Origin of the sequence: Teichococcus coralli (assembly GCF_009829925.1) — a bacterium.
GTDB classification, from domain to species: domain Bacteria; phylum Pseudomonadota; class Alphaproteobacteria; order Acetobacterales; family Acetobacteraceae; genus Pseudoroseomonas; species Pseudoroseomonas coralli.
This window is the reverse complement of sequence record NZ_SNVJ01000023.1, coordinates 35,259-57,875: the sequence shown is the minus strand read 5'-3', so window position 1 is coordinate 57,875 and position 22,617 is coordinate 35,259. Positions and strand designations below refer to the sequence as shown.

Here is a 22,617-nt window from a genome sequence, read left to right as displayed (position 1 = left end):
TCTCCTCAGGCTTCCTGGCCGGGCGCGCTGCCCGGCCAGCTTCTGTCGATCACGCACTCCTCCACGCGCAGCACCACGCGCTCGTCCTTGCTGGCGATCGCCGCGCGGCAGACCATCAGTTCCTGGCAGAACACCTCGATCGGATCCTCCTGCCGCCGGTCCAGCACGAAGACCGAGCCGGGCTGCCAGGCGGCGACCTCCGAGAAGGACATCACGCGCCGCTCGATCACGGCGGTCAGCTCGATGCCGGCGCGCGGCAGCTCCTCGGCGAGGTGGTTGCGCCAGATGGTGTCGCCGCCCTGCTTCTTGCCGAGCACCTCCTGGCTCAGCAGGTCCCGCACCGGCTCGATCGAGGTGTAGGGCAGCAGGAAGTCGATGTAGCCGCCGCGCCCTTCCATGGTGATCTCGGCGCGAAAGGTCAGCGCCGCGGCGGTCGGCTTGGTGATCATCGCGTAGCCCGGCGTGATCTCGAAGCGCTCCAGCCGGAACTCGGCGGGCGAGACCGATTCGAAGGCCTTGCTCATGTCCTGCGCGATGATCGAGACGAACTTCTCGACAAAGGTGCGCTCGATCGGCGTGTAGGGGCGGCCCTCGATCGGCTGCAGCGCGTTGCGCCGGCCGCCGAGCAGGATGTCCACGATCGAGCCGATCAGCCGCGAGTCCAGCGCGGCCAGGCAGTAGCCGTCCCATTCCTCGATGCGGATGACGCCGATCAGCGCCGGCAGGGTGATGGTGTCGAGAAAGGCGCCGACGCGCACCGGGCGGATGCGGTCGATGACCACGTCGGCGTTGTCGGCGGTGAACTTGCGGCTGGAGGTGGTCATCAGCCGCGCCAGGCGGTCCACCACGATCTCCAGCATCGGCAGCCGCTCGTAGCGCACCGCGCCGCCGACCAGCGCCTCCAGCCCGCGCCGCGGGCCTTCCTCGGCCACCGGCTCCGGGCCGCCGAACAGGTCGTCGATGTCGCCCTGGCCCATGGCGACGCCGGCGGCGCCCCAATCGGCCATGGGGTCGGCCACCGGGTCGGCTACCGGATCGGCTACCGGATCGGCCACCGGGTCGGGCCCGGCGCCGCCGGTCTCGTTCGTCCCGCTCATGCCTCAGGCCACCACGAAGCCGGTGATCAGCACGTCGCGCACGCGGCCCGGGCCGAGCACCAGGTCGAGCCGCCGGTGCAGGTCGCCGCGCAGCCGGTCCATGGCCAGGGCGCCTTCCATCTCGCTGTCGCGCAGGGTGCGCAGGTAGAGCACCAGGCTGTCGTAGATGCGGGGGCTGAGCAGGTCGGCCTGCACCATGGCGGGGTCGCCCTCGACCTCGACCGCGAGCTTCAGCCGCAGCTGCCGCGGCCGGCCGCCATTCGGCAGGGAGAGGGTCATCTCCGGAAATTCGACGAAGCTGGGCCTGCCCGCCGGCGGCAGGGCGGCTGCCGCGCCGCCCTCATCCGGCGTGGCGTCCAGGCCGGCCAGATGGCGCACGGCCTCCGCCGCGCCGGGGGCGAGGAACCAGATGCCGGCCGCGCCGCCGCCGAGCAGCAGGGGCAACAGGATGAGGACCGGCAGCAGGCGGCGCCTGCTGCCCTTGCGTCCCGGCTTTTCGGGATTTTTCGCGGAATTCTCCGCGAGGGGTGAGGCCATGATCGTGGTTCTCCCGGCGATTGCGATTTTTCGCGCGACAAGCGGAGTGGGCGAAGGTATAAACCGACACGTCTTCGCATGCCATGCTAAAAACATCCAATCAGGATGTCTCGCATAGAGTGGCAGGCGAATGGGAACGGGGGTCTGGGTGTCGCGCCCGGCTGCCCCGGCGCATCGGGCAAGGATGCGCCGGAAAGCCGGTCGGGGCACGCGCCAGCATGAGGCGATAGAAGGTCGATGCAGCAAGTTCGGACCCTGGGGCCTGGTTTCGATCTGGGAGGGCTGGGCGCCACGCTCAGGCGGCTCGGCCCTGCGAAAATTGGCGCTCTGGTGGCGGTGGGACTGGCGGCGCTGATCGCCGTGACACTGGTGGCACGCTCCGCCAACGCGCCCGATGGCCTGCTCTATGCCGGCCTGGAGGCCGCCGATGCCGGACGGATCGCCGCCCGGCTGGAGGAGCTGAAGGTGCCGGTGCAGGCGCGCGGCGATGGCGCCATCTTCGTGCCGGCCGATCAGGTGGCGCGGCTGCGCATGCAGCTCGCCGCCGAAGGGTTGCCGCGCCAGGGAGGGGTCGGGTACGAGCTGCTCGACCAAGCCAGCCCGATGCAGATGACCTCCTTCATGCAGCGCGTGCAGCGGCTGCGGGCGCTGGAAGGGGAACTGGCGCGCACCATCATCACCATGCAGGGCGTGCGCACCGCCCGGGTGCATATCGTGCTGCCGGAGCGTGAGAGTTTTTCGCGCGATGCGCCGCCGCCCACCGCCTCCATCACCGTCACCACCCATGCCGGGCAGCGGCTCGGCGCCGCGCAGGCGGCGGCGATCCGGCTGCTGGTGGCCGGCGCCGTGCCGCGGCTGCGGCAGGAGGATGTTTCGGTGGTTGATCCATCCGGCATCGTGCTGGCGGCCGATGGCGGGCCGGGCGCGATGGCCGGGCGGATCGGAGAAATTCGCATGGCCCAGGAACAGGCGCTCCAGAAGGCGGTGCTCGACCTGCTGGAGCCGATCCTCGGCCGCGGCCGGGTGCGGGCCGTCGCCTCGATCGAGGTGGAGGGCGCCCGCACCGTGGCGCGCGAGGAGACCTATGATCCGCTCGGCCAGGTGGAGCGCGGCCGGCAGACCCAGACCGAGCAGGAGAACAGCGAGGACGGCCGCGGCCAGGCGCCGGTGACGGTGGGGCAGAACCTGCCGAACCAGCAGGTGAACAACAACGCCAACCGCAGCACCTCCTCCAGCCAGCGCCGCAACGAGACGGTGAATTTCGAGATCTCCTCGAAGGTCGAGGAAACGGTGCGCGAGCCCGGCGCGGTGAAGCGCGTCAGCGTCGCCGTGGTGGTGGGCGAGGCCACCGATGCCGAGGGCAAGCCGGTGCCGCGCCCCAAGGAGGAACTGGACCGGCTGGCGGCGCTGGTGCGCTCCGCGGTCGGCTTCAGCGAGAAGCGCGGCGACATCGTGACGGTTGAGACGCTGCACTTCCTGCCGGAGGAGGGGCTTGGCACGCTGGCCTCGGCCGAGGCGGACGGAGTGCGGCTGAGCGGCCTGCAGCTGGCGATGATCGGCGGCGGCCTGGTGCTGAGCGCGGGCGCCGCCAGCCTGCTGTTCCGGCGCCGCCAGCGACGCCTGGTGGCCGAGGCCGCGGCGGCCGCAACCGCCGCCGCTGCCGCCGCCGCCGCCGCTGCCCAGGCGGACAGCATGGACGACGCCATCGCCACGGTGGGTCAGGACATCCAGATCCGGCTGTCCTCCCTTTCCGCCCTGCAGGAGATCATCGACCAGCGGCCGGATGAGGCGCTGGCGGTGGTCCGCGCCTGGATCGAGGAAGGGACGCCGGCATGATGCTGCGCCCCTTCCAGCCACCCCCGTTGCTGGCGCTGGTCGCCGACGAGGACGGCAGCGCCGCCGCGCGGCTGCGGGCCGAGGAGCGGATCCGTGCCTCGGCGATGGAGGCGGGGCGGCAGCGCGGCCTGGAGGAAGGCCTGGCACGTGGCCGCGCCGAAGGCCAGGCCGAGGGCCACGCCGCGGCGGAGCAGGCCCTGCGGGCCGAGCTGGCGCAGCGCGGCCGCCAGGGCGCGGCCGCCGCTGCCGTGGCGCTGGAAAAGCTTTTGGCCGACCACGCCGAGGAGCGGCGGCGGCTCGACGCCGAACTGCGCGCCACGGTGGTGGCGGCGCTGGAGGCGCTCTTTCCCGTGCTGCTGGCGCGCGCCGCCGGCGGCGAGGTGGCGGCGCTGCTGGCGGCGGCGCTGGCCGAGCGCGAAGCCGAGGCGATCACCCTGCGCGCCCATCCCGGCACGCTGGCCGCCGCGCAGGCGGAGGGATTTCCGGGCGAGCCGCAGGATGCCGGCCGGCTGCGGCTGCTGCCCGACAACACCATGCCGCCAGGCCAGGCCGAGGCGGCCTGGGCCGGCGGCGGCCTTGTCTATGATCCGGCCGCGCTGCGGGCGCAGGTGCTCGCCATCCTGGGCGCCCCCGGCCCCACCCAGACAGACGCGGCCGCGGCCGCACAGGAGAACCCGTCGTGAGTGAGAGCGCCACGCCCGAAAACCCGTTCCTGACCGAGCGCAAGCCGCGCATCATGGACATTCCGGTGAATGTGCAGGTGGTGCTGGGCAGCAAGCGCCTGCCGATGGCCGCGCTGTTCAACCTCAGCCGCGGCTCGGTCATCGAGTTCGACAAGAAGGTCGGCGAGCCGGTGGACCTGATGGCCAATGAGCGGCTGATCGCCCGCGGCGAGATCCAGATCACCGATGACGGGCGGCTGTCCATCTCGATCACCGAAATCGTTTCCTCGGCCGGCTGAGAACACCCCGAACAATGGCGCGCAGAATGCCGCTCGCGATGGCCAGGGGAGGCGCCGCCTCCCCTGGACCCCTCCGCCGGGGTGACCGTGTCACCCCGGACCCCGCCATTCGTTCGGAAGGTCCGGGAAACCCGGTTTCCTGGTGGGGGGAGTTTGGGGGGGGCAAAGCCCTCCTCAAGGCCGCCTTCCTGACGCTGGCCTTCCTGGTGATGGCGTCGCCCGCCTGGGCGCAGAGCGTCTCGCTGAGCCTCGGCCCGCAGGGCGCCCAGGCGGTGGCCAGCGGCGGGCAGAGCCTGACCACCAACGTGGTCGGCCTGATCGTCGCCACCACGCTGCTCACCATCGCCCCGGGCATCCTGGTGGTGGCGACCTCCTTCACCCGCATCGTCGTCGTGCTCTCCATGCTGCGCACCGCGCTCGGCCTGCAGCAGTCGCCGCCGAACACGGTGATCGTCAGCCTGTCGCTGTTCCTCTCCGCCTTCGTCATGGCGCCGGTGCTGGAGCATGTCTGGAACGACGCCGGGCGGCCGCTGCTCGACGGCGCCATCACCGAGGAGATGGCGGCGGAGCGCGCCATCCAGCCCTTCCGCGGCTTCATGGAGGCCAATGTGCGGCCGCATGACCTGGCGCTGTTCATCGACATCGCCAAGTGGCAGCCGCCGGAAGGCGCGAAGGACGCGCCGCAGGCCGCGCCGTCGGAGGAGGCCGTGAAGGATGCCAGGCTGCGCGCCGCGGTGCCGCTGCACATCCTCTCCGCCGCCTTCATCATCTCCGAGCTGAACAAGGCCTTCCAGATCGGCTTCCTGTTGTTCCTGCCCTTTCTGGCGATCGACATCGCCATCAGCTCGGTGCTGATGGGCATGGGCATGATGATGCTGCCGCCGGTGGTGGTGAGCATGCCCTTCAAGCTGATCTTCTTCGTGCTGGTGGATGGCTGGTCGCTGGTGGCCGGCGCGCTGACGCGGAGCTTCGCCACATGAGCGGCGCGGCCGCCGCGCCGCCGCGCCCGCGCCGCCGCCGTGCGCTGGCCTCGGGGCTGCGCCTCGCGCTGGCGCAGGAGACCGTCGCCGACAGCGCCGCGCTGGAGGAACAGCTGCGCGGCATCGCCGCCAGCCAGGGCGCGCCGCTGCCGCCGGAGGCCGACCTGCCCGAGATGCTGGCCCGGCTGGAGCCCGGCGGCGGCCTGCCGCCCGAGCTGCCGGCGGTGCTCGCCATCCTGCTGCTGCCCCTGCTCCGCCTTGAGCCCGTCCTGCCGCGGATGCGGCCTGATTCCCTGCCGCGGATGCGGCCCGATTCCCAGCCGCGGATGCGGCCCGAACCTCCGCTGCGGAGTGCCCCCCGATGAAAGCTCCCGAATCGCGCCGCGCGATGCGCCCCGTCGAGAAGGCCGATCCCCTGGCCGACGTCGCCGTGCTGTTCATGGCGCTCGACGAGGAGCGCATCCAGAATCTGTTCGACCGGCTGGACGAACCCGAGATCCGCGTCGTCAGCCGCGCCATGGCCAATCTCGGCAAGGTGGACATCGAGCAGGTGGAGCGGGTGATCGGCCGGTTCCGCAACGAGGTCGGACGCACCGGGGCGGTGATCGGCACGGCCGAGAGCACCGAGCGCCTGCTGCGCCGCCTGCTGCCGAACGAGAAGGTCAGCGAGATCATGGACGAGATCCGTGGTCCCGAGGGCAAGACCATGTGGGAGAAGCTGGCCAACATCTCGCCCGAGGTGCTGGCCACCTACCTGCGCACCGAGCTGGCGCAAACCGCCGCCGTCATCCTCGCCAAGCTGCCGGCCCAGCACGCCGCGCGCGTCCTGGCGCTGCTGCCCAAGGCCTCGGTGGACGAGATCATCCTGCGCATGGTGCGGATGGACAGCATCCAGAAGGGCGTTCTGCAGGACATCGAGCAGACGCTGCAGAAGGAGTTCATCACCAATCTCAACCGCAGCTACGAGCGCGACAGCTCGCAGATCGTGGCGGAGATCATGAACCGCGCCGACAAGTCGCTGGTGGATCAGCTGATGAAGCAGATCGAGGCGCGCGAGCCGCATGCCGCCTCGCGCATCAAGCGCATCATGTTCACCTTCGACGACCTGATCCGCGTGGACCGCTCGACCTTCGCCACCCTGGTCGCCGAATGTCCGGTGGACAAGCTGCAGATCGCCCTCACCGCCGCCTCGCCGGACCTGCGCGAGTTGTTCCTCGGCAGCATGTCGGCCCGCGCGGCGACGCTGATGCGCGAGGAGATCGAGAACATGCCGGGCCAGCGCCGCAAGACGGTGGAAGACGCGCAGACCGACATCATCACCATCGCCAAGCGCCTCTCCGATGAAGGCCGCATCTTCATCCTGGAGGAGGATGAGATCGGCGGCGAGTGAGGGGGCACGGTGCCATGAGCTCGGAAAAGGCACTCTCCCCGGTTTCGCCCGTCGCCGCGCCGGCCGAGCGCGAGGCGGGCGCCGGCTATGCCGCCGCCGCCCGCGCGCTGAGTGCCCTGCCGCCGCTCGGCGAGGCGGATGGGCCGCTGCAGCCGGCCGCGCATCCGCGGCTCGACGCGGCGGCGCTGCGCCGGGCCGGGCTGGAGGCGCTGCTGCCGGGCGGCCCCGCCGGCCTCGTGCTGCCGCTGGCGCTGGCGATGCTGCGGCCGGACGTGCGGCGCTGGCTCGGCGCCGGGCGCCTGCAGGCCCTGGCGGAGTTGCTGGGCCAGCCGCCGCAGGAAACCGCGGCGGTGCTCGATACGCCCCCCCTGCCGCCCGCCACGCTGGGCGACCCTTCGCGCTGGAGCGGCCGGCAGGTGCCGCTGCTGACGCCCGAGGGCGGCCTCGCCTGGCTGGACCTGTTCTGGCGGCCGGACCAGGCGCGGCGGCAGCGGCTGCGGGACCGGCACGTGCTGGCGGCGCGGCTGGACCTGCCGGCCAGCGGCCGCGTCGAGATCCGCGCCCGGATGGAGGATGCGCGGCTGGACGCGGTGCTGGAAACCACACGCGCCCTGCCGCGGGTGGTGGCGGCCGACCTTTCGGACGCCTTCGCCGCGCTGCTGCAGCGGCTGCGGCTGCAGGGCAGTCTGACGGTGCGGCACACGCAACAGGATCGTGGCACTTGAAATGCGAAAAATGACGGATGTAAAGATAGGCCTCGCCCCGCAGAGAGGCCAGCCCGCCGCATGAGCGCCGACGACCACCCGAAACGCCCGATCATCGTCAAGCGCCACCATGGCGACCACGACGACGAGCATGGCGGCCAGTGGAAGATCGCCTACGCCGACTTCGTCACGGCGATGATGGCCTTCTTCCTGGTGATGTGGCTGCTGTCCTCCACCACGGAATCGCAGCGCGAGGGCATTGCGCAGTTCTTCACCGCCTCCAGCATCCTCGACCTGCCCGCCGGGAACGGCGTGCTGGAAGGCGGCCGTTCGGTGCTGGTGGCCGGCGAATCCCACCAGGACTCCCTGACCCCGGTGAGCGACGGCGGGCTGCGCCAGGACCGCGAGGGCGGCGAGGCGGCGGGCGAGGGCGAGGCGCCACAGGCCGCGCCGTCCCAGGCGGCGGCGCAGCGCGACCCGATCGAGCGGCAGCGCTTTGACGCGCTGAAGGCCGAGCTGGAGCGGCAGATGCAGTCCGAGAGCCTGCACGAGTTCGCCCAGAACATTCAGCTCGAGATGACGCCCGAGGGGCTGCGGCTGCAGATCTTCGACCGCGACGGCGCGGCGATGTTCCAGCCCGGCGGCGCCGAGCCGACGCCGCGCCTGTCGCGCATCCTGGAGGTGGTCGGCAGCGTGCTGGTCAGCGTGCCGAACGAGGTGGTGGTGGCCGGCCATACCGACGGCCAGTCCTTCTCGCGCGGCAGCTACGGCAACTGGGAACTCTCCGCCGACCGCGCCAACAGCGCCCGCCGCTCGCTGGAGCGGGTCGGCGTGCCGGCGCGGCGGATGTTCCGCGTCGAGGGCAAGGCGGCGGTGGAGCCGCTGCTGCCGGAGGCGCCGGAGGATCCGCGCAACCGGCGGATCGCCATCACCGTGCTCCGGTCCGACGTGGTGGCCGAGGCGCGCGCGGCAGCACGCCGCAATTCTGGTGAGGCGCGGCGGTGAAGCCCCGCGCAGCCTCCGGTCCGCCGGCAAAAGCCGGCGCCGGTCCCCGACTGAATCTGGCCGGCTCCACGCCGGCCGCTCCCGCATCCTTTCGTTTGCTGAGGGACCGCCGATGACGGCCATCAACGCACTCCGCACCAGCACCTCCGGCCTGAACGCCCAGGCGCAGAAGCTGGCCGGCATTTCCAACAACATCGCGAACAGCTCGACCGTCGGCTACAAGCGGGTCGACACCCAGTTCGAGAGCCTGGTGCTGGAAGGCACCAGCAGCGGCTCCACCGCGCTGGCCGGCACCGCCGCGCACAACCGCGTCGAGATCAGCAAGGTCGGCCAGGTGCAGAGCACCGGCATCGACACCGACATCGCGGTGAACGGCAACGGCTTCCTGGTGGTGAACGAGGGGAGCGCCAGCGGCGGCAAGTATCTCGCCACCCGCGCCGGCTCCTTCCGCCCCGACGCCAACGGCAACCTGGTGAACGCCGCCGGCTACTACCTGCAGGGCGTGCAGCTCGGCGCCGACGGCCTGCCGGTGGGAAATCTCGGTGACAACAACCTGGAAAGCCTGACCACGGTCAACGTCAGCAACACCTCCGTCGCCTCCTCGCCGACGACGAAGATGACCTTCTGGGCCAACCTGCCTTCGACGGAAACCGCTCCGAGCGACATCAAGCCCGACCACAACGCGTTCGTCAGCAGCGTTGACTACTATGACGCGCTCGGCGCCAGCCAGACCCTGACCTACCGCTTCACGCCCGTGGTGGCCGACGCGACGGTCACGCCGCCCGCCACGCCGCCCACCCAGAACTCCAACCAATGGACGCTGGAGATCTTCGACAGCGCGACCGGAACGGGCGACGCGACGGACAGCAGCCGCCTGGTCGGCTCGATCGGCATGGAGTTCTGGAACGAGACGGCCGGCGCCAACAAGGCCGGAACCATCAAGTCGCTGGTTGACGAGACCGGGGCGCAGACCAGGGCGACCGGCACCGTGCTGAGCACCGTGCCCAATCCCGGGGACTACGGCGCCACCCCAACAACCGCCAAGGGGATGTACAGCATCATCGACGGCACGCTGACCGTGAAGGTCGCGGGCGGCGCGGTGGACCTGCCGATCAAGGTCGGCACGCTCGACAGCATCTCCGGCGTCACCCAGCTCGCCGGCAACTACACGCCGGTGAAGGTGGAGAAGGACGGCTCCGCCTTTGGCCTGCTGGAGCGCGTTTCGGTGCAGGATGACGGCAAGGTCGTCGCCACCTTCTCGAACGGCCAGTCGCGGGCGATCTACCAGCTCAAGCTCGCCGTTTTCCCGAACGCCGACGGGCTGAACCCGGTGCGCGGCGACGCCTACGAGATGTCGCGCGAGGCCGGCGCGGTGCGCCTGCTGACGGCGGGCGAGGGCGCGGCCGGCACCACCTCGGGCGGCGCGCTGGAATCCTCCAATGTCGATATCGGCACCGAGCTGACCAACCTGATCGAGACGCAGCGGGCCTACAGTTCCAACGCATCGGTGGTCCGCACGGCCGACCAGATGCTGGAGGAAGCCACCAACCTCAAGCGTTGAGCCCGCCAGGGCATGGCGGCGGCCCCTCCGCCGCCATGCCCTGCGAAAAATAATCGCAGGACCAAGACCAGCCACCGGAAGCCGAGACATGAGCATTCAAGGCGCCCTTTCCAACGCCCTGTCCTCCCTGGCGGCCGAGCAGCGCCAGTCGATGATCCTGGCGAACAACATCGCCAACGCCAACACGCCGGGCTATGTGCGGCGGGAGATGCCGCGCAGCGAGCGGCTGGTCGCCGGGGCCGGCTCGGGGGTCAGCACCGGCGCCACCACGCGCGCCGCCGACGCCGCGCTGGCCGCCACCTCCCGCACCGCCGATGCCAGCGAGGCCTATGCGCTGCGCATGCAGGGCACGCTCGAGGCCTACAACAACGCCATCGGCCAGCCCTCGGACGGGCGCTCGCTGTCCTCGCGCCTCGGCGCCTTCCGCGAGGCGATGACCACGCTGTCCTCCGCCGCCGACAACACCGTGGCGCAGGCGCAGGCGCTCGCCGCCGCGCAGGACCTGGTGGACACGCTGCACGGCATGGACGGCGCCGTTTCCGGCGCGCGCGCAGGCGGACCTCGACATCGCGCGCGATGTGGAGGCGGTGAACACCGCCCTCGACCGCCTGGCCGAGGTGGACCGCAACATGGCGCAGGCCAGCGCCCGCGGCGCCTCCACCGCCGAATACGAGGACCAGCGCGACACCCTGCTGGCCGGGATCAGCGCCAAGCTGCCGGTGCGCGTCTACGACAACGGGCCGGGTCGCCTCGTGCTGATGACCGAGGGCGGCAGCACGATCTACGACAGCACCACGGTCCATCACCTCGACTTCACGCACACCCCCGCGATCCCGGCCGAGGCGCGCCATCCGGCGCAGCTCTCCGGCATCACCGTCGGGGGGCAGACGCTGCGGCTTTCCGACAGCGGCTCCATCGCCGCCTCGCTGAAGCTGCGCGATAAAACCCTGCCGCAGTTCTCCGACATGCTGGACCAGGTGGCGGGCCGGCTGGTGGACGCCTTCCAGGAAGCCGACCCGACGCTTGGCAGCACCGCACCCAAGCCCTTCGGCCTCTTCACCCGCCCGACGGTGTCGAGCTGGGATCCGGCGAGCAGTCCGGTGCTCGGTCTGGCGCGTGACATCGCCCTCAACCCGGCGGCCGATCCGGAGCAGGGGGGCGCGCTCTGGCGCCTGCGCACCGGCATGGGTGCCGCCGGCGCGGGGCTGGCCAGCGACAACAGCGTCATCCTGGGCGCGCTCGACGCCATGGATGCCGACCGCGGCTACGCCGCCGCGAGCGGCCTGCCCGGCAGCATGACGCTGTCGGAGGCGGCCTCGCAGAGCGTCGGCCTGATGCAGGGCACGCGCGCCGTCTGGACCGACCGGGCGGAGACGCGCTCCAGCCTGGCGCTGGAGGCGCGCCAGGACCTGACCAACAAGACCGCGGTGAACGTCGATGACGAGCTGCAGCGCCTGCTGCTGGTGCAGCAGACCTATTCGGCCTCCGTGCAGGTCATCAAGGCCGCCAGCAGCATGCTGGACGAGCTGACGCAGATCCGCTGACGGCGTGGCAAGGGGCAAAGGTGATGGTTGATCGTGTCGCTCCCATGGGGGTTTCGCTCGGGCGCCAGGCCCAGCTGCGCGACCTGCAGAACAACCTCGCGGTGCTGACCGCCGAGATGTCCTCCGGCCGCAAGGCCGATCCGGCGCGCGAGCTCGGGGTCGGCGCCTCGCTGCTCTACAAGCTCTATGACGACGTCCAGCAGGGCGAGGCCATCAAGAACGGCACGGGCCTGGCCGGGCAGCGGCTGACGGCGATGCAGACGGCGCTGACCTCGGTGGGCGGGTTGATGGACCAGATGTCGCCCGAGATCCTCAAGGTGGATGCGCTGAAGGGCAACGGCTACGACATCATCGCCAGCAATGCGCGCGAGATGCTCGCCAGCATGACCAACCTGCTGAACACGAGCTGGAACGGCCAGAACCTGTTCGCCGGCACCGACAGCGCCGCTCCGCCGCTGGCGGATTCCACCCGCCTGACAGACTGGGCGGCGGCGCGGCTGGACGCTGCGGCGAGCGTGGCCGGCGCGCTGGACGGGGCGGAGGCGGCGGCGCTGATCGGCGACTTCGACGCCATGTTCGCCAATGCCGACCGCGACACCGGCGCCGGAACCTCCTTCTACGGGCTGGTCTACCAGTCCACCAGCCGCACCAGCATGGCCGGCAGCAGCGACGCGGAATCCGACGCACCCTCGCTGATCCGCATCGGCGCGGGCGAAACGCTGAGCTACAACATGCGCGCCGACAACCCGGCCTTCAAGGACGCCTTCAAGGCGCTTTCGCTGCTCTCCACGCTGGACGCGCCGGACAGCAAGCTGTCCGGCGAGGCGAAGCAGGCGCTGCTCGACCAGGCCGGCGAGCTGATGCGCGGCGCCCGCGCGCAGCTCACCGTCGCCGCCGGCATCCTCGGCAGCAAGCAGCAGCGGCTCGACAAGGTGGCGGAGATCCAGGACCGCGCCGTCACCGCCGCGACCGCGCAGATCAACGATCTGGAAGGCGTCGACTACTACACCGTCTCCGACCGGATCAGCACGCTGCAGATCCAGCTGCAGGCGACCTACTCGATCACCGCCCAGCTCTCGAAGCTGAGCCTGGTGAACTACCTCTGATCCCTCATCCCGAACGGAGAAGCCGGACATGAACACGCTCCCCGCCCAGGCCCCCGAGCAGGCCTTCGTTCCCCTGGCGCTGGAGGTGGACGACATCGCCGTCTATGCCAGCATCGGCGCCGCGCTGGACTGCGGCACCGAGGCCTGCGCGGAGGCCTTCATGCTGGCCACGCCGGCGGCGCGCGACACCGCCGTGCGGCTCTGGCAGGCGATGCAGCGGCTGAACGCGTCGCGCCCGAGCGCTCCCGGCCTGCGGGCGCAGTGGCAGCTGCAGGCGCGGCAGGCGCTGGAGGCGATGCGCGCGCTGCTCGGGCTCGATCCCGAGCGGATGCCGACCGCCGCCCTCGCCGCCGCCGGCCTGCGCTACAGCGCCTGAAGGGGGGGTGGCCATGCCTCGCCCCTCTCGCGCCGCGCTGCTGCTGGCGGCGGCGCTGTCCTTCGGGGTCCTGCTCCCGGCGGGGGCGGCGCTGGCCCAGGTCCGGCTCAAGGATGTCGTCACCATCGAAGGCGTTCGCGGCAACCAGCTGATCGGCTACGGGCTGGTGATCGGCCTGCAGGGCACCGGCGACCAGCTGCGCAACACCCCCTTCACCCAGCAGAGCCTCGCCGCGATGCTGGAGCGGATGGGCATCAACGTGGCGGATGCGCGGGTGCAGACCCGCAACACCGCCGCCGTCATCGTCACCGCGACGCTGCCGGCCTTCGCGCGGCAGGGCACGCCGATCGACGTGCAGGTTTCCTCCCTCGGCGACGCCAAGAGCCTCAACGGCGGCACGCTGATCGTCACGCCGCTGATGGGCGCCGATGGCGAGGTCTATGCCGTGGCGCAGGGGCCGGTGGTGGTCGGCGGCTTCCAGGCGGCCGGCCAGGCGCAAAGCATCTCCAGCGGCGTCACCACCCAGGGCAAGGTGCCCGGCGGCGGGCTGGTGGAGCGCGAGGTGCCGGTCAACCTGCGCGACTTCGAGACCATCCGCCTGGCGCTGCGCGCCCCGGACTTCACCACCGCGGTGCGCATCGAGGAGGCGATCAACGGCCGCTTCGGCACCGGCGCCGCGACGGCGCTCGACCTCGGCACGGTGGAGATGCGGGTGCCGCCCGGCTTCCGCGACCGGCTGCCGAACCTGGTGGCGCAGATGGAATCCCTCACCATCCGGCCGGAGACGCCGGCCCGCGTGGTGGTGGACGAGCGCACCGGCACCATCGTCGTCGGTGCCCAGGTGCGCATCGACCCGGTGGCCATCACCCATGGCAACCTGGTGATCCGCGTCACCGAGAGCCCGATCGTCAGCCAGCCCGCGCCCTTCTCCAACGGCGAGACCACCGTGGTGCCGCGCACCCAGGTGGAGGTGGACGACCAGCGCGGCAAGCGCCTCGTCTCCCTGCCGCGCGCCACGACGCTGAAGGACGTGGTGGACGGGCTGAACGCGCTGGGCCTCGCCCCGCGCGACCTGATCTCCGTGCTCACCGCGCTGAAGGCGGCCGGCGCGCTGCACGCGGAGCTGCAGTTCATCTGAGCCGGCGCGGCGCCCGGCCGTTCATCCCCAGGCGGCCAGCATTGGCCGGTCAGCGTTGGCCGGTCAGCATTGGCCGGCGGGGCGCTTCCAGCCCGGATGCGCCAGCTCGCCCAGATGCGCCTCCAGCCCGGCGGCGCGCAGGGCGGCGATGCTGGCCCAGCCGCCGGGGCGGTCAATGGTGACGGGATGCAGCACCAGCTCCGCCTGCGCGTCGTCCTCCGGCCAGCCGCCTTCCCACAGCTCGACATGCCACCGGGCCAGCGCCTCGGAGGGGAAGGTGGCGACCGCGTCCCGCCCGCCGGCGTCCAGCTTGGACCAGTAGGACAGGCTCGGCGTGCGGCCGACATACAGCCCCAGGGCGGCGTGCACGACCACGAACCCTTTTCCATAGACCTGCGGCATTCCGTCTCCCCTGACGCGTAAGGACCGGGGCCGATCCGCGCCGGCCCGGCAACCCGTGCCATATTGGCGGCAGCAGGGCGGAGCAGAAATAGAGACAGTGTCTCAAATTTTGTATTGTCCGCGCGGCATCCGGCTCGGCACGGAACCCCTTTCCCGCCCGGCGGCCCCTCCAGCCTGTTGCGGCTCAGCGCAGGCTGCCGAAGCCGTCCCGGGTCCAGCCGTTGCTGAACATTCCCGCGGCCTGGCCAGGCGTGGCGCCCACCGGCCCGGCCCCCGGCAGCGCTGCCAGGATTGCCTCCTGATGGCTTTCCTGTTCCGTCTTGCGCGGCGCCTCCCCGGCTTTCGGCGTGGCCGAAGCGATCGCCGGGGATCGGACGGCCGGCATGCCCAGCGGATCAAAGGCGCGCACGTCGAAGCTGTCGGGACGGAGCGGGATGGAGGCGACGGGCGGCAACTGGTGCGGCACTTCCGGCCCCTGCGCCCAGGCGCTTCCCGTTGTGGCCAGCAACAGGGTGGCCACGGCGGCCCGCAGGCCATGGGTCGGAACGAAAGGAGGGGTCACGCGGGGCATGATCGGCAGTTGCTCACTGGGTTGGTCGGCGGCAAGGCGCGCTTCCGCGGCCCCCTGCAGGTTGGAAAAGGCAACGCCCATGGTCCGCCTCTCGTTCCGGCACCTCACACGGCTTTGTGCCGGCCTGCGCGACCCGCGAGGATGATCAGCCTTTGTTAAGGCTTGTTGGTCATACTTCCATCATTCGCTGAAAGCGGATGAGCAAGCCAGAACGGCGGCATACCCGGCCCCTCTGCGCCCTCTTTCGCGTCAGGCATGGAGGTGATGATGCCGCTCGGTCTGAACCTGTTGCTGAACGCTGCCAACAGCGCACTGGACCAGCTCTGGATGCTTCGGCTCGGGCGCGACATCGGTGTGCTGCTGCCGGACTACCTCGATCCGGGCCGGGTTTGCCCGGTGGAGGGTCCGGCCTCGGCCGAGGAGGCGGCGCTGCGCGACACGCTGCTGCAGATCGGCCGGCAGATGCGGGCCGTCGGCGTGGCCGCCGCGGCGCGGGCCGTGCTGCAGGCGCCGCTGGCGGAACGGCGGCGCGCCGCGCTGCTGGCGCTGGCCGGCAGCGCGGCCTGGCAGGAGGTCGAGGGGCAGCCAGGGCTGCAGCAGCGCCACGCGGCCGGCGGGCGGCGCTACCTGATGTCCAGCCGGGCCGGAGGCGGGGCGGCCCATGCGCCGCATGCCATCCGCGCCTATCGCCAGGAACTCTGGGTCCTGCACGATGCCGCCGCGCCCGCCGGCCCGCCGCGTTCCGCACCCTGCCTGTCGCGGGAGGACGCGCCGGACTGCCTGTCGCTCGACCTGGCGCTGCAGGAGGTGGCCCTGGCCCTGCGCGAGGCGGGCGAGGACGGGCTGGCGCTGCAGGTGACGGCGCTGTGCGGGCGTGCCGGAACGCTGGCCCTGCCGGCCCCCGCGCCCAGCCTGCCGGACCGCCGCGAACCGGCCGCCGCCTGAGCGGCCCTCGCCGCTCCGCCTCAGCACGAGATGCGGTGCGTCGCCTGCGCGGCCCGCGCCTGCACGGCCTGCCAGTCCGGCGCCGCCGCCGCGGTGCGGAACAGCGGCGCCACGCCGGCACGGGCCAGGAACTCGCGCAGGTCTTCCAGCGGCACGGCCGAGGTGAGGCCGCGCGCCCCGGCATAGACCACCCCGACCACGTTGCCCGCCGCGTCCAGCACCGGGCCGCCGGAACTGCCGCCGCTGGAGGGCGCGTCGATCTCCAGCCGCCAGCGCAGCCGGTCCGCCTTGTCGGCGCCGAAATAGCGCAGCCCATCCTCCCAGCGCGCGGGAACCTCGTGGCCGCTGCGGTCGGTCATGACGAAGCTGATGGCGCGGCCGGTCTCGGGGTCGTGCACCGTCAGCGCGGCGCGGCGGATCTGGCCGGGCCTGGCCTGCAGGGCGCCGGGGTTGCCATCGCGGAGGGGATAGCCCAGCACCAGAACGGGCAGGCCGGGCGGCAGGCGCTGCGCGGCGGAAAGGGACAGCGGCGAACCGCCCAGGCCAGGGCCGGCGAGCAGGGCCAGGTCGGTGCTGGAATCCTCGGTCAGGACCCGCCAGGCGCCCGGCTGGCCTGCAACTTCCAGGGAGCGGCCCTGCGCGCGGCAGCGCAGCGCCACATGGGCATTGGTCACCAGCAGGCCGGGCGCCACCAGAAAGGCCGAGCCGCCGATCCGCTCGGGGCCCTCCGCCTGCGGCAGGGCCATCGGCCGGGCGGCACGGCCCGGTCCCGCCAGGCCAAGCGCAATGGCCGCGACAACCATTCCCCCCACGCCCGCAACCAGCCAGCGCAGCCAAGCTCCCATTCGGCCTCGACCTTCTTGCGAAAAACGCATATTACCTACCATGACATTTCGCGCAGGGCTAGGGCTGCCCTGCGGCCCGCACGCCGAAAGGGTTTTCGCATGCGCAGCTTTCCCCTGCTGATTCGCCTGGCCCGCCAGCGGGCCGACGAGCGCCGCCTGGTGCTGGCGGCGGCCGAGCAGGCGCGGCTGACGGCGGAGGCGGCGCTGGCGGAGCAGGATGCCCGGCTGGCGGCGGAGCGGGCACGCGCGGCGGGCGACCCCGAGGCCATGGCCGGCTGGGCGGCATGGTCGCGCGCCGCGGCGCGGCAGCGGCGGCGTCTGCTGGAGGAACTCGGCGCGCGGCAGGAGCGCGAAGAAGCGATCCGCGCCGCCCTGGCGGAAGACTTCGCCGCCTTGAAGCGACTGGAACTCGCGTTGCAGGCGCAGCGGCACGGCGAGGCGCGCGAGGCGTCGCGCAAGGCGGAGAGGGCCGCGGAAGACATGGAGTTGCGGCGGCTCCGCTGAGGCGGGCCGGCGCCGGCTCCGCTGCCCCGTCAGGCCGTCGCGCTCAGCCGCTCCAGGTCCGGCTTCTCCTTGAACCGGCTCCAGGCGCTCATCAGCTCGCGCAGCTGCTCCTCCTGGCTGGTCCGCTCGCGCCGCAGGATCTGCATGCGGCGGCGCAACTCCAGGATCAGGTGGCCGCGCGGCAGGTCGGCGCCGCTCTCGAAGCGCTCCAGGAAGATGCGGCCGAGCTCGGGGTCGTCGCGCTCGATGCAGTAGGCGGCATAGGTCAGCACCGAGCCGCGGCCGAACTCGATCATCTTGCGGCCGAAGGTGCGCAGCTCCAGCAGCCGCGGGTGCTGCTCGACGATGCGCATCACCTCCGCCGGCGTCGGCTTGGCGTTGCGCGTGCCGGCCGGCTTCAGCTCATGCTTCCACAGCAGCACGGCGGCGGCGGCGATCAGCGGCTTGTCGCCGAAGCTGTCGAAGGCGGCGCCGAGCTGCGGCCCCTTCTTGGCGTGGATGTCGTAGGTGTCGTAGGCCTCCTCGGGGAGGTTGCGCATCACCGGCACCTCGATCGCCTCGCCCGCCTGGATCACGGCGGAAAGCCGGTGCTGGCCGTTCAGCAGCCGGCCCGAGCGGCTGAAGCAGATCGGCTGCGCGTTCATCATCCAGTTGCCGGCGCGGATGTCGCGGGCGATGGCGTCCACATGCGCGGCGACGATCTTGCGGTTGCGCGTGTTGTGGCCGAGATAGGCCTCGGCCGTCTGCGGCGCGATGGTCTCGATCACCAGCGGATAGACGTTCTCCTCCTGCGCCAGCCGCTCCACCGCGTCGCGCAGCTTGCGCGCGGTTTCCTCGGTGTCGTCGGCATGGCCGGGGTCGTTCAGGCCGGAATAGCCCAGCAGCGCCGGGAACTCCTCGCCCTTGGTCGGGTTGGCGGTCCGGTCGATCCAGGTGTAGGAGCGCGGGTGCTCGCCGCTGAAGGTGGCGTTCAGCGCCTTGATGCAGAGGGCGAAGAGCATCACCGGCTTGAGCCGGGTCGCCGGGTCGCCGCGGGTGATGTCGATCAGGTCGCGGATGCGCGCGCCCGGCTCCATCGGCGAATACTTCTCCGGCCAGGCGATGGCGTCGAGAAAGCGGCGCGTCGCCGTCTTGTCCACCCGGAAGCCCATGAACAGCAGCGGCGTGCGCACCGCCTCGGAGAGCACGGTGGCCTCGCTCTCCAGCGACATCTTCACCGCCTGCTCGAGGTCGGGATTGGCGCGCAGCACGCGGTCCATGCGCGACCAGGAGGCGGTGCCGGCGCCGCGCAGCATCTTGCCGTCGTCGTAGCGGATCAGCTTCACCAGGGCGGACTGCAGGGCATGCGCGTGCGGCACGCCGCGCGCCTCCAGCACGCCGGCGAAGGAGCGGCGGCGCTGCTGGTCGATGGTGTGCAGCACGTCGTCGGGGATGTTCTGCGCCAGCACGGTGAGAAAGGGCACGCCGGCCTTGATGCAGGCGCGCAGGCGCTGCACGCCGTCCAGCAGCACGCCGGTGCGGGAGAGGATGAGCGGCATGCCGTTGAGGATCCAGCGGCCCTCCCCCATCGCCTCGGCATAGGCGTTGATGGCGTTGAGGTTCTCGGCGGCGCTCGGGCGCTTGCGCTGCAGCAGCTCGGTCGCGCCCGCCGGCGTCACCAGCTCGATCGAGAAGGCGGGACCGTCCGGGTTCTGGCCCTGCACCTGCACGATCCTGCCGCTCTGCATGCGTGTCGCGGCCTTGGTCTTGCGTGCCGCCCCGTTTGCCCGTGCCATGGGTGTTCTCTCCGTCCGCTACACTTGTCCGGTCAGGCCCCTGGGCGGGGCCGGCTGGTGGATGTTCGCCTGATGGTCACCGGCAGCCTGCTGCCCGTTTAGAATTTTTTCGCTCTTTAATCTAGATGCAAAAATCCTCGCCGCGAGAAGTTTCCCGCGTAAGTGATTTTCGCACCTTGGCGGCGCCGCTCCTGGACGAGGCAGCAAGATCAAGGGGTAACCCACTCGTATCGGCGGGCGCCGAAAGGAATCCTTCACCATGTTCTCAAACCCCGGAATGGCGAGGCGGCTCCGGCTTTGCTAAACATCACAAGCTTTGTGGCGAAAAATGCATCGCGCGCAAGGCAGGCCCCGTGCGCGCCCCGCGCCCCATTTTCCCGTTCCCGCAGGAAGGAGAATCCCTCCCGATGACCGGATCCGCCCCCTTCTTTGTCAACCACACCATTCGCCTGAGCCGGGCGGAGGTGCTTGAAGCCCTGCGCGGCGCGGCACTGGCCCGCGCGCGCGAGGCGCTGCGCCTGGTCGAGCCCGCACCGCGCGGCGTGGAGATGGAGACGCGCCTGCTTTCCGGCTCGGTGGTCGAGATCGACGGCGCGACCATTGTGATCGAGGGCCGCCTGCCGGAGGATCTCGCCGCGCTGCTGCGCACGGCGCCCGCGATCACCGTGCCGGCGGCCACTTTGCCCGCTGCCGGCGTGGAGATGGCGGACGAGCCGCTGGTCGCCGCCTGACGGCATGGCCCGGCCGCGCCCGTCCTGACGGGCGCGGCGGCCTTCCAGCCTGTTTGCATAACGCCGGCGGTGCTGTGCGTTGGCGATCATGGTTATGCGAAATACTACAGATTGACGATCTGCGCGCCTCCTGCTGGGGCTCGGCCGTGTTTTGCGGTGCTGATCGCATAAGCCTCTTGCCTTGGCGCATCCGGACCGGTCTTCTGCTCGCGGTAATGTGAGGTTGCGCCATGCTGACGCGCGTGCGTCCGGGACAGGATGGAGGCTGGCAGGTCCTGGTGGGTCAAGGCGCCACGGGCTTTGGCCGTGACGGCTTTCCCGACCGCGCCGCGGCGGAGGATTGGGCGGGGCGAGCCGGCCTGGCGGCCCGTCAGTGCACCATCCGCATCAGCAGCAAGCGCTTTCTCGGAACCGCCGGCGAGGCGCTGCGCCGCTGGGCGATCGACCAGGGCACCTTGCCGCGCGCCGAGGGCGGCACGCAGGTCGCGCCGCTGCAGCGCCTGATGCCGCTGCTGGAGGAGCCGGATTGCGCGCTTCCCCTCGCCGTTCTGTCGCCCGAGGATCTGGCGGCCCTGCGCGGCCGGCGCCGGGCCGCCCTGCCAAGTCCCGGCGCCGCGCTGGCCGAGCAGGCCGCGCTGGCGGCGGCGCTGGAGCAGTTCCGCGACTTCCATCTGCCGGCGCTGGACGATCCCTTTGGCGAGATCGCGCCGGACGGGTTCTGCGTCCTGGACGAGGCAAGCTGCGCCCAGGCCATCGGCTGGGCCGGGCAGATGAGCGAGGCCTGGGGCCGCCTGGTCGCCCTGGTGCTGACCACCGGCGCGCCCGTGGCCGCGCTGCTCGCCGCCTGCTGCGGACATGCGGATATCCGGGCGGGACGCCTGCACCTGCCGGGCGGGCCGGTGCTGACGCCGCCGGCCGACCTGCTCCCCGACCCCGCCGCATCTCCGGAAGCGCCCCTGCTGCCCGGGCTGCGGGAGGCGGGGGTTGTTGCCGCCGGAATGCGGGAGCTTGGCAGCCGCCTGCGGCGCCCGGGGTTGCAGGCGGACGCGCTGCAGCTGACGGCCTTGGTGGCTGCCCTCAACCAGGGGCAGCACCTGGATGAGATCCTTGTTCTTGCCGGCGCGCTGGAGGCGCGACGGTGAGGGGTGTTTTGTCGCCATACACTGTGCGAAAAAGTTTGCGTACGGTCTGCGAAAAAAGTAGAAGGACGTGACGGTGCAGCCCACCTGCGCCGGGCCTCCTAGAACGGGATTGCAGATGAGCCTCTTCGGAAAGCCCAGCGGTGGAGAGCCGCGCATCACCTACGAGCGCATCGACCTTGCGGCCGAGCCGTTCGGCGAACAGGCGGAGCCGCTGCCCCTCGGCGGCATGCGCAGCCCGGTGGAGCGGCTGGAGCCGCGCATCGAGCGCGCGAAAGGCGGCCCTGATGCGCGCGCCGAGGCTGCGGTGATGCTGGTGGCGGCCGACAGCGAGATGGAAGGCGTGCTGCGCAGCCGTGGCGTGGTGCGTGTCGAGGGCGTGCTGCGCGGCACGCTGCACGCGCCTCTGCTGCTGCTGGAGCCGGGCGGGCTGGTCGAGGGCACCGTGCATGTCGAGCGCGCGCGTATCTGCGGCACGCTGCGCGGCAGCGTGACGGCCCGCGAGGTGGAGGTGGTCCGCACCGCTGCGCTGGATGCTGAGCTGGTTTATGACGAGATCAGCATCGAGCGCGGCGCGCGGGTGCGGGGCCTGCATCGGCAGCGCGACCCGGAGCCGCCGGCCGCCCGGGCGGTCACGCCGCAGCCGGAGGCCACGCCCGACATGCCGGATCCGGCGCTGCTGGCGGCCGCGGCCGCCAGCACGGCGGCGCTGGTGGCGGAAGCCGAAGCCGCCCTGCAGGAACTCGCGCAGGCCACCCAGGCCGCCGCGGGCGCGGTGACCGATCTGGCGCAGGACGGCATCCAGGAACTGGTCGAGCTGGAAGCCGAGCTGCGCGACACGCCCGAGGCGATCCTGCGCGACACGCTCGCCGCCTGAGGTCGTTGCGGCTTTGGGCGAGGCCAAAGGCGCCGTGGCGATGCCCCGGACGCCTTTGGCTTTTTCGCCGCCGGGCGGTTCAGCGGTACAGCGGGGTCAGCCCGGGATAGGGGATCTCCGCCAGACCGCGCTCCCGCAGCAGCCGGTTGGCCGCGCGCGCCACTTCCTTCGGCCCGGCCTGGAAGCCGTCCAGCACATAATAGCCGTTGCGCAGCGGCCGCACGCGGCTGCCCAGCAACCCGCAGGCATACTGCAGCGGCGTCATGTCCTCGTCCGCCTCCTTGGCGCCGCCGATGAACGGCGACTGCTCGCTGCCCTGGCTGGCGCGGCTCAGCACGCGCTTGGCGCGGCGCTGGGCGTACCAGGGCTCGATGCCGAAAGCGCGCGCCAGGCTATTCACATCCTCTCCGGACAGCAGGCGGCGATCAAATTCGCCGCGCAGCTCGACTGCCAGCGCACGCCTGCGAATCTGGTGGCGCCGCCTCGGCCCGGACTCCATCAACAGACCTTCTTCCTCGCCCACGGCGTCGGTTCCTCATTTCCGCATTTCGCGGCTGGGTCTGCTCCTTCTGGAGACGCAAGGAGCCATCGCT

The 22,617-nt window shown here is 71.5% G+C and carries 26 protein-coding genes and 1 pseudogene; 19 read left to right on the top strand and 8 right to left on the bottom strand.

The window, feature by feature from the left end; translation table 11 throughout:
- Window positions 1–5: 5 nt before the first annotated feature.
- Together E0493_RS19855 and E0493_RS19850 are read right to left on the bottom strand one after the other, a co-directional pair.
- On the bottom strand, window positions 6–1,097 hold the full coding sequence (locus tag E0493_RS19855; RefSeq protein WP_160939000.1) for a FliM/FliN family flagellar motor switch protein: 1,092 nt from the start codon (window positions 1,095–1,097) through the stop codon (window positions 6–8).
- Between the two features lie 3 nt (window positions 1,098–1,100).
- Window positions 1,101–1,634 carry a flagellar basal body-associated FliL family protein gene (locus E0493_RS19850; protein WP_160938999.1) on the bottom strand — a complete coding sequence of 178 codons (534 nt, stop codon included), beginning with the start codon at window positions 1,632–1,634 and terminating at the stop codon, window positions 1,101–1,103.
- A gap of 237 nt (window positions 1,635–1,871) precedes the next feature.
- Between E0493_RS19850 and fliF the strand changes: the two genes are divergently transcribed.
- From fliF to E0493_RS23565, 10 genes and pseudogenes are all read left to right on the top strand, one after another.
- Window positions 1,872–3,470, top strand: coding sequence for a flagellar basal-body MS-ring/collar protein FliF (gene fliF / locus E0493_RS19845; protein ID WP_160938998.1), 1,599 nt, complete (start codon window positions 1,872–1,874; stop codon window positions 3,468–3,470).
- Entirely contained in the window at window positions 3,467–4,153 is a 687-nt protein-coding gene (locus tag E0493_RS19840) for a FliH/SctL family protein (RefSeq protein ID WP_160938997.1), read from the top strand. The genes fliF and E0493_RS19840 overlap by 4 nt, the downstream gene beginning before the upstream one ends.
- A complete protein-coding gene (gene fliN / locus E0493_RS19835) occupies window positions 4,150–4,431 on the top strand; it encodes a flagellar motor switch protein FliN (RefSeq protein WP_160938996.1) in 282 nt (93 codons plus the stop codon). The genes E0493_RS19840 and fliN overlap by 4 nt, the downstream gene beginning before the upstream one ends.
- A 209-nt stretch (window positions 4,432–4,640) precedes the next feature.
- Window positions 4,641–5,411: a flagellar type III secretion system pore protein FliP gene (gene fliP / locus E0493_RS19830; protein ID WP_160938995.1), complete on the top strand. Its 771-nt coding sequence runs from the start codon at window positions 4,641–4,643 to the stop codon at window positions 5,409–5,411.
- Window positions 5,408–5,776 carry a hypothetical protein gene (locus E0493_RS19825; RefSeq protein WP_160938994.1) on the top strand — a complete coding sequence of 123 codons (369 nt, stop codon included), beginning with the start codon at window positions 5,408–5,410 and terminating at the stop codon, window positions 5,774–5,776. The genes fliP and E0493_RS19825 overlap by 4 nt, the downstream gene beginning before the upstream one ends.
- On the top strand, window positions 5,773–6,801 hold the full coding sequence (locus tag E0493_RS19820; RefSeq protein WP_160938993.1) for a flagellar motor switch protein FliG: 1,029 nt from the start codon (window positions 5,773–5,775) through the stop codon (window positions 6,799–6,801). Before E0493_RS19825 ends, E0493_RS19820 begins: the two co-directional genes overlap by 4 nt.
- Before the next feature lie 14 nt (window positions 6,802–6,815).
- The gene (locus tag E0493_RS19815; protein WP_160938992.1) at window positions 6,816–7,526 is read left to right on the top strand and encodes a hypothetical protein; all 711 of its coding nucleotides are present in this window, start codon (window positions 6,816–6,818) and stop codon (window positions 7,524–7,526) included.
- A gap of 60 nt (window positions 7,527–7,586) precedes the next feature.
- Window positions 7,587–8,510 (top strand): flagellar motor protein MotB, encoded by a 924-nt coding sequence (locus E0493_RS19810; RefSeq protein WP_160938991.1) that lies wholly within the window; start codon window positions 7,587–7,589, stop codon window positions 8,508–8,510.
- A gap of 112 nt (window positions 8,511–8,622) precedes the next feature.
- The gene (locus E0493_RS19805; RefSeq protein ID WP_160938990.1) at window positions 8,623–10,071 is read left to right on the top strand and encodes a flagellar hook protein FlgE; all 1,449 of its coding nucleotides are present in this window, start codon (window positions 8,623–8,625) and stop codon (window positions 10,069–10,071) included.
- Window positions 10,072–10,159: 88 nt separating this feature from the next.
- Window positions 10,160–10,228, top strand: a pseudogene (locus E0493_RS23565) (hypothetical protein); the annotation flags it as partial.
- A 203-nt stretch (window positions 10,229–10,431) separates the two neighbouring features.
- Here E0493_RS23565 and E0493_RS23560 read toward each other — a convergent pair.
- On the bottom strand, window positions 10,432–10,596 hold the full coding sequence (locus E0493_RS23560; protein ID WP_235913907.1) for a hypothetical protein: 165 nt from the start codon (window positions 10,594–10,596) through the stop codon (window positions 10,432–10,434).
- Between the two features lie 62 nt (window positions 10,597–10,658).
- On the opposite strand from E0493_RS23560, the gene E0493_RS23960 reads away from it, so the two are divergent.
- Genes E0493_RS23960 through E0493_RS19785 form a run of 4 tightly spaced genes read left to right on the top strand, consistent with a single transcriptional unit; the run spans window position 10,659 to window position 14,235 of the window.
- On the top strand, window positions 10,659–11,615 hold the full coding sequence (locus tag E0493_RS23960) for a FlgK family flagellar hook-associated protein (protein ID WP_367614554.1): 957 nt from the start codon (window positions 10,659–10,661) through the stop codon (window positions 11,613–11,615).
- Between the two features lie 23 nt (window positions 11,616–11,638).
- Window positions 11,639–12,721 carry a flagellin gene (locus E0493_RS19795; protein WP_160939020.1) on the top strand — a complete coding sequence of 361 codons (1,083 nt, stop codon included), beginning with the start codon at window positions 11,639–11,641 and terminating at the stop codon, window positions 12,719–12,721.
- 28 nt (window positions 12,722–12,749) lie between these two features.
- Entirely contained in the window at window positions 12,750–13,097 is a 348-nt protein-coding gene (locus E0493_RS19790) for a polysaccharide deacetylase (protein WP_160938989.1), read from the top strand.
- Between the two features lie 13 nt (window positions 13,098–13,110).
- Window positions 13,111–14,235 (top strand): flagellar basal body P-ring protein FlgI, encoded by a 1,125-nt coding sequence (locus E0493_RS19785; protein WP_160938988.1) that lies wholly within the window; start codon window positions 13,111–13,113, stop codon window positions 14,233–14,235.
- 63 nt (window positions 14,236–14,298) lie between these two features.
- Here E0493_RS19785 and E0493_RS19780 read toward each other — a convergent pair whose 3' ends face one another.
- A complete protein-coding gene (locus E0493_RS19780) occupies window positions 14,299–14,637 on the bottom strand; it encodes a hypothetical protein (RefSeq protein ID WP_160938987.1) in 339 nt (112 codons plus the stop codon).
- 184 nt (window positions 14,638–14,821) lie between these two features.
- Window positions 14,822–15,208: a hypothetical protein gene (locus E0493_RS19775; protein WP_160938986.1), complete on the bottom strand. Its 387-nt coding sequence runs from the start codon at window positions 15,206–15,208 to the stop codon at window positions 14,822–14,824.
- A gap of 267 nt (window positions 15,209–15,475) precedes the next feature.
- Here E0493_RS19775 and E0493_RS19770 point away from each other — a divergent pair, with 267 nt between their 5' ends.
- Window positions 15,476–16,153 carry a hypothetical protein gene (locus E0493_RS19770; RefSeq protein ID WP_160938985.1) on the top strand — a complete coding sequence of 226 codons (678 nt, stop codon included), beginning with the start codon at window positions 15,476–15,478 and terminating at the stop codon, window positions 16,151–16,153.
- A gap of 20 nt (window positions 16,154–16,173) precedes the next feature.
- Here E0493_RS19770 and E0493_RS19765 read toward each other — a convergent pair whose 3' ends face one another.
- The gene (locus tag E0493_RS19765) at window positions 16,174–16,998 is read right to left on the bottom strand and encodes a S1 family peptidase (protein ID WP_160938984.1); all 825 of its coding nucleotides are present in this window, start codon (window positions 16,996–16,998) and stop codon (window positions 16,174–16,176) included.
- 99 nt (window positions 16,999–17,097) lie between these two features.
- On the opposite strand from E0493_RS19765, the gene E0493_RS19760 reads away from it, so the two are divergent.
- Complete coding sequence (locus tag E0493_RS19760) at window positions 17,098–17,502, top strand: hypothetical protein (protein WP_160938983.1); 405 nt, start codon at window positions 17,098–17,100, stop codon at window positions 17,500–17,502.
- 29 nt (window positions 17,503–17,531) lie between these two features.
- Here the strand turns inward: E0493_RS19760 and E0493_RS19755 are convergent, their stop codons facing one another.
- On the bottom strand, window positions 17,532–19,277 hold the full coding sequence (locus E0493_RS19755) for a hypothetical protein (protein WP_160938982.1): 1,746 nt from the start codon (window positions 19,275–19,277) through the stop codon (window positions 17,532–17,534).
- A gap of 407 nt (window positions 19,278–19,684) precedes the next feature.
- Here E0493_RS19755 and E0493_RS19750 point away from each other — a divergent pair, with 407 nt between their 5' ends.
- The 3 genes from E0493_RS19750 to E0493_RS19740 all read left to right on the top strand — a co-directional run bounded on the left by E0493_RS19750 (window position 19,685) and on the right by E0493_RS19740 (window position 22,024).
- Window positions 19,685–20,008 (top strand): methionyl-tRNA synthetase, encoded by a 324-nt coding sequence (locus E0493_RS19750; RefSeq protein WP_160938981.1) that lies wholly within the window; start codon window positions 19,685–19,687, stop codon window positions 20,006–20,008.
- Between the two features lie 230 nt (window positions 20,009–20,238).
- Window positions 20,239–21,150 carry a hypothetical protein gene (locus E0493_RS19745; protein ID WP_160938980.1) on the top strand — a complete coding sequence of 304 codons (912 nt, stop codon included), beginning with the start codon at window positions 20,239–20,241 and terminating at the stop codon, window positions 21,148–21,150.
- Between the two features lie 115 nt (window positions 21,151–21,265).
- Window positions 21,266–22,024 (top strand): bactofilin family protein, encoded by a 759-nt coding sequence (locus E0493_RS19740; protein WP_160938979.1) that lies wholly within the window; start codon window positions 21,266–21,268, stop codon window positions 22,022–22,024.
- A 79-nt stretch (window positions 22,025–22,103) separates the two neighbouring features.
- Here E0493_RS19740 and E0493_RS19735 read toward each other — a convergent pair whose 3' ends face one another.
- Window positions 22,104–22,547, bottom strand: a complete 444-nt coding sequence (locus E0493_RS19735) for a hypothetical protein (RefSeq protein ID WP_160938978.1) — start codon at window positions 22,545–22,547, stop codon at window positions 22,104–22,106.
- Window positions 22,548–22,617: the final 70 nt, after the last annotated feature.

What these genes read in the sequence shown, in the direction of transcription:
- E0493_RS19820 (WP_160938993.1), top strand. Translation starts at nt 5,773, where the DNA reads ATGAAAGCTCCCGAATCGCGCCGCGCGATGCGCCCCGTCGAGAAGGCC.
- E0493_RS19855 (WP_160939000.1), bottom strand. Translation starts at nt 1,097, where the DNA reads ATGAGCGGGACGAACGAGACCGGCGGCGCCGGGCCCGACCCGGTGGCC.
- E0493_RS19775 (WP_160938986.1), bottom strand. Translation starts at nt 15,208, where the DNA reads ATGCCCCGCGTGACCCCTCCTTTCGTTCCGACCCATGGCCTGCGGGCC.
- E0493_RS19765 (WP_160938984.1), bottom strand. Translation starts at nt 16,998, where the DNA reads ATGGGAGCTTGGCTGCGCTGGCTGGTTGCGGGCGTGGGGGGAATGGTT.
- E0493_RS19740 (WP_160938979.1), top strand. Translation starts at nt 21,266, where the DNA reads ATGAGCCTCTTCGGAAAGCCCAGCGGTGGAGAGCCGCGCATCACCTAC.
- E0493_RS19840 (WP_160938997.1), top strand. Translation starts at nt 3,467, where the DNA reads ATGATGCTGCGCCCCTTCCAGCCACCCCCGTTGCTGGCGCTGGTCGCC.
- E0493_RS19815 (WP_160938992.1), top strand. Translation starts at nt 6,816, where the DNA reads ATGAGCTCGGAAAAGGCACTCTCCCCGGTTTCGCCCGTCGCCGCGCCG.
- E0493_RS19785 (WP_160938988.1), top strand. Translation starts at nt 13,111, where the DNA reads ATGCCTCGCCCCTCTCGCGCCGCGCTGCTGCTGGCGGCGGCGCTGTCC.
- E0493_RS19805 (WP_160938990.1), top strand. Translation starts at nt 8,623, where the DNA reads ATGACGGCCATCAACGCACTCCGCACCAGCACCTCCGGCCTGAACGCC.
- E0493_RS19750 (WP_160938981.1), top strand. Translation starts at nt 19,685, where the DNA reads ATGACCGGATCCGCCCCCTTCTTTGTCAACCACACCATTCGCCTGAGC.
- E0493_RS19760 (WP_160938983.1), top strand. Translation starts at nt 17,098, where the DNA reads ATGCGCAGCTTTCCCCTGCTGATTCGCCTGGCCCGCCAGCGGGCCGAC.
- E0493_RS19810 (WP_160938991.1), top strand. Translation starts at nt 7,587, where the DNA reads ATGAGCGCCGACGACCACCCGAAACGCCCGATCATCGTCAAGCGCCAC.
- E0493_RS19770 (WP_160938985.1), top strand. Translation starts at nt 15,476, where the DNA reads ATGCCGCTCGGTCTGAACCTGTTGCTGAACGCTGCCAACAGCGCACTG.
- E0493_RS19755 (WP_160938982.1), bottom strand. Translation starts at nt 19,277, where the DNA reads ATGGCACGGGCAAACGGGGCGGCACGCAAGACCAAGGCCGCGACACGC.
- fliP (WP_160938995.1), top strand. Translation starts at nt 4,641, where the DNA reads ATGGCGTCGCCCGCCTGGGCGCAGAGCGTCTCGCTGAGCCTCGGCCCG.
- E0493_RS19745 (WP_160938980.1), top strand. Translation starts at nt 20,239, where the DNA reads ATGCTGACGCGCGTGCGTCCGGGACAGGATGGAGGCTGGCAGGTCCTG.
- E0493_RS19825 (WP_160938994.1), top strand. Translation starts at nt 5,408, where the DNA reads ATGAGCGGCGCGGCCGCCGCGCCGCCGCGCCCGCGCCGCCGCCGTGCG.
- E0493_RS23560 (WP_235913907.1), bottom strand. Translation starts at nt 10,596, where the DNA reads ATGCCGTGCAGCGTGTCCACCAGGTCCTGCGCGGCGGCGAGCGCCTGC.
- E0493_RS19795 (WP_160939020.1), top strand. Translation starts at nt 11,639, where the DNA reads ATGGTTGATCGTGTCGCTCCCATGGGGGTTTCGCTCGGGCGCCAGGCC.
- E0493_RS19780 (WP_160938987.1), bottom strand. Translation starts at nt 14,637, where the DNA reads ATGCCGCAGGTCTATGGAAAAGGGTTCGTGGTCGTGCACGCCGCCCTG.
- E0493_RS19850 (WP_160938999.1), bottom strand. Translation starts at nt 1,634, where the DNA reads ATGGCCTCACCCCTCGCGGAGAATTCCGCGAAAAATCCCGAAAAGCCG.
- fliF (WP_160938998.1), top strand. Translation starts at nt 1,872, where the DNA reads ATGCAGCAAGTTCGGACCCTGGGGCCTGGTTTCGATCTGGGAGGGCTG.
- E0493_RS19790 (WP_160938989.1), top strand. Translation starts at nt 12,750, where the DNA reads ATGAACACGCTCCCCGCCCAGGCCCCCGAGCAGGCCTTCGTTCCCCTG.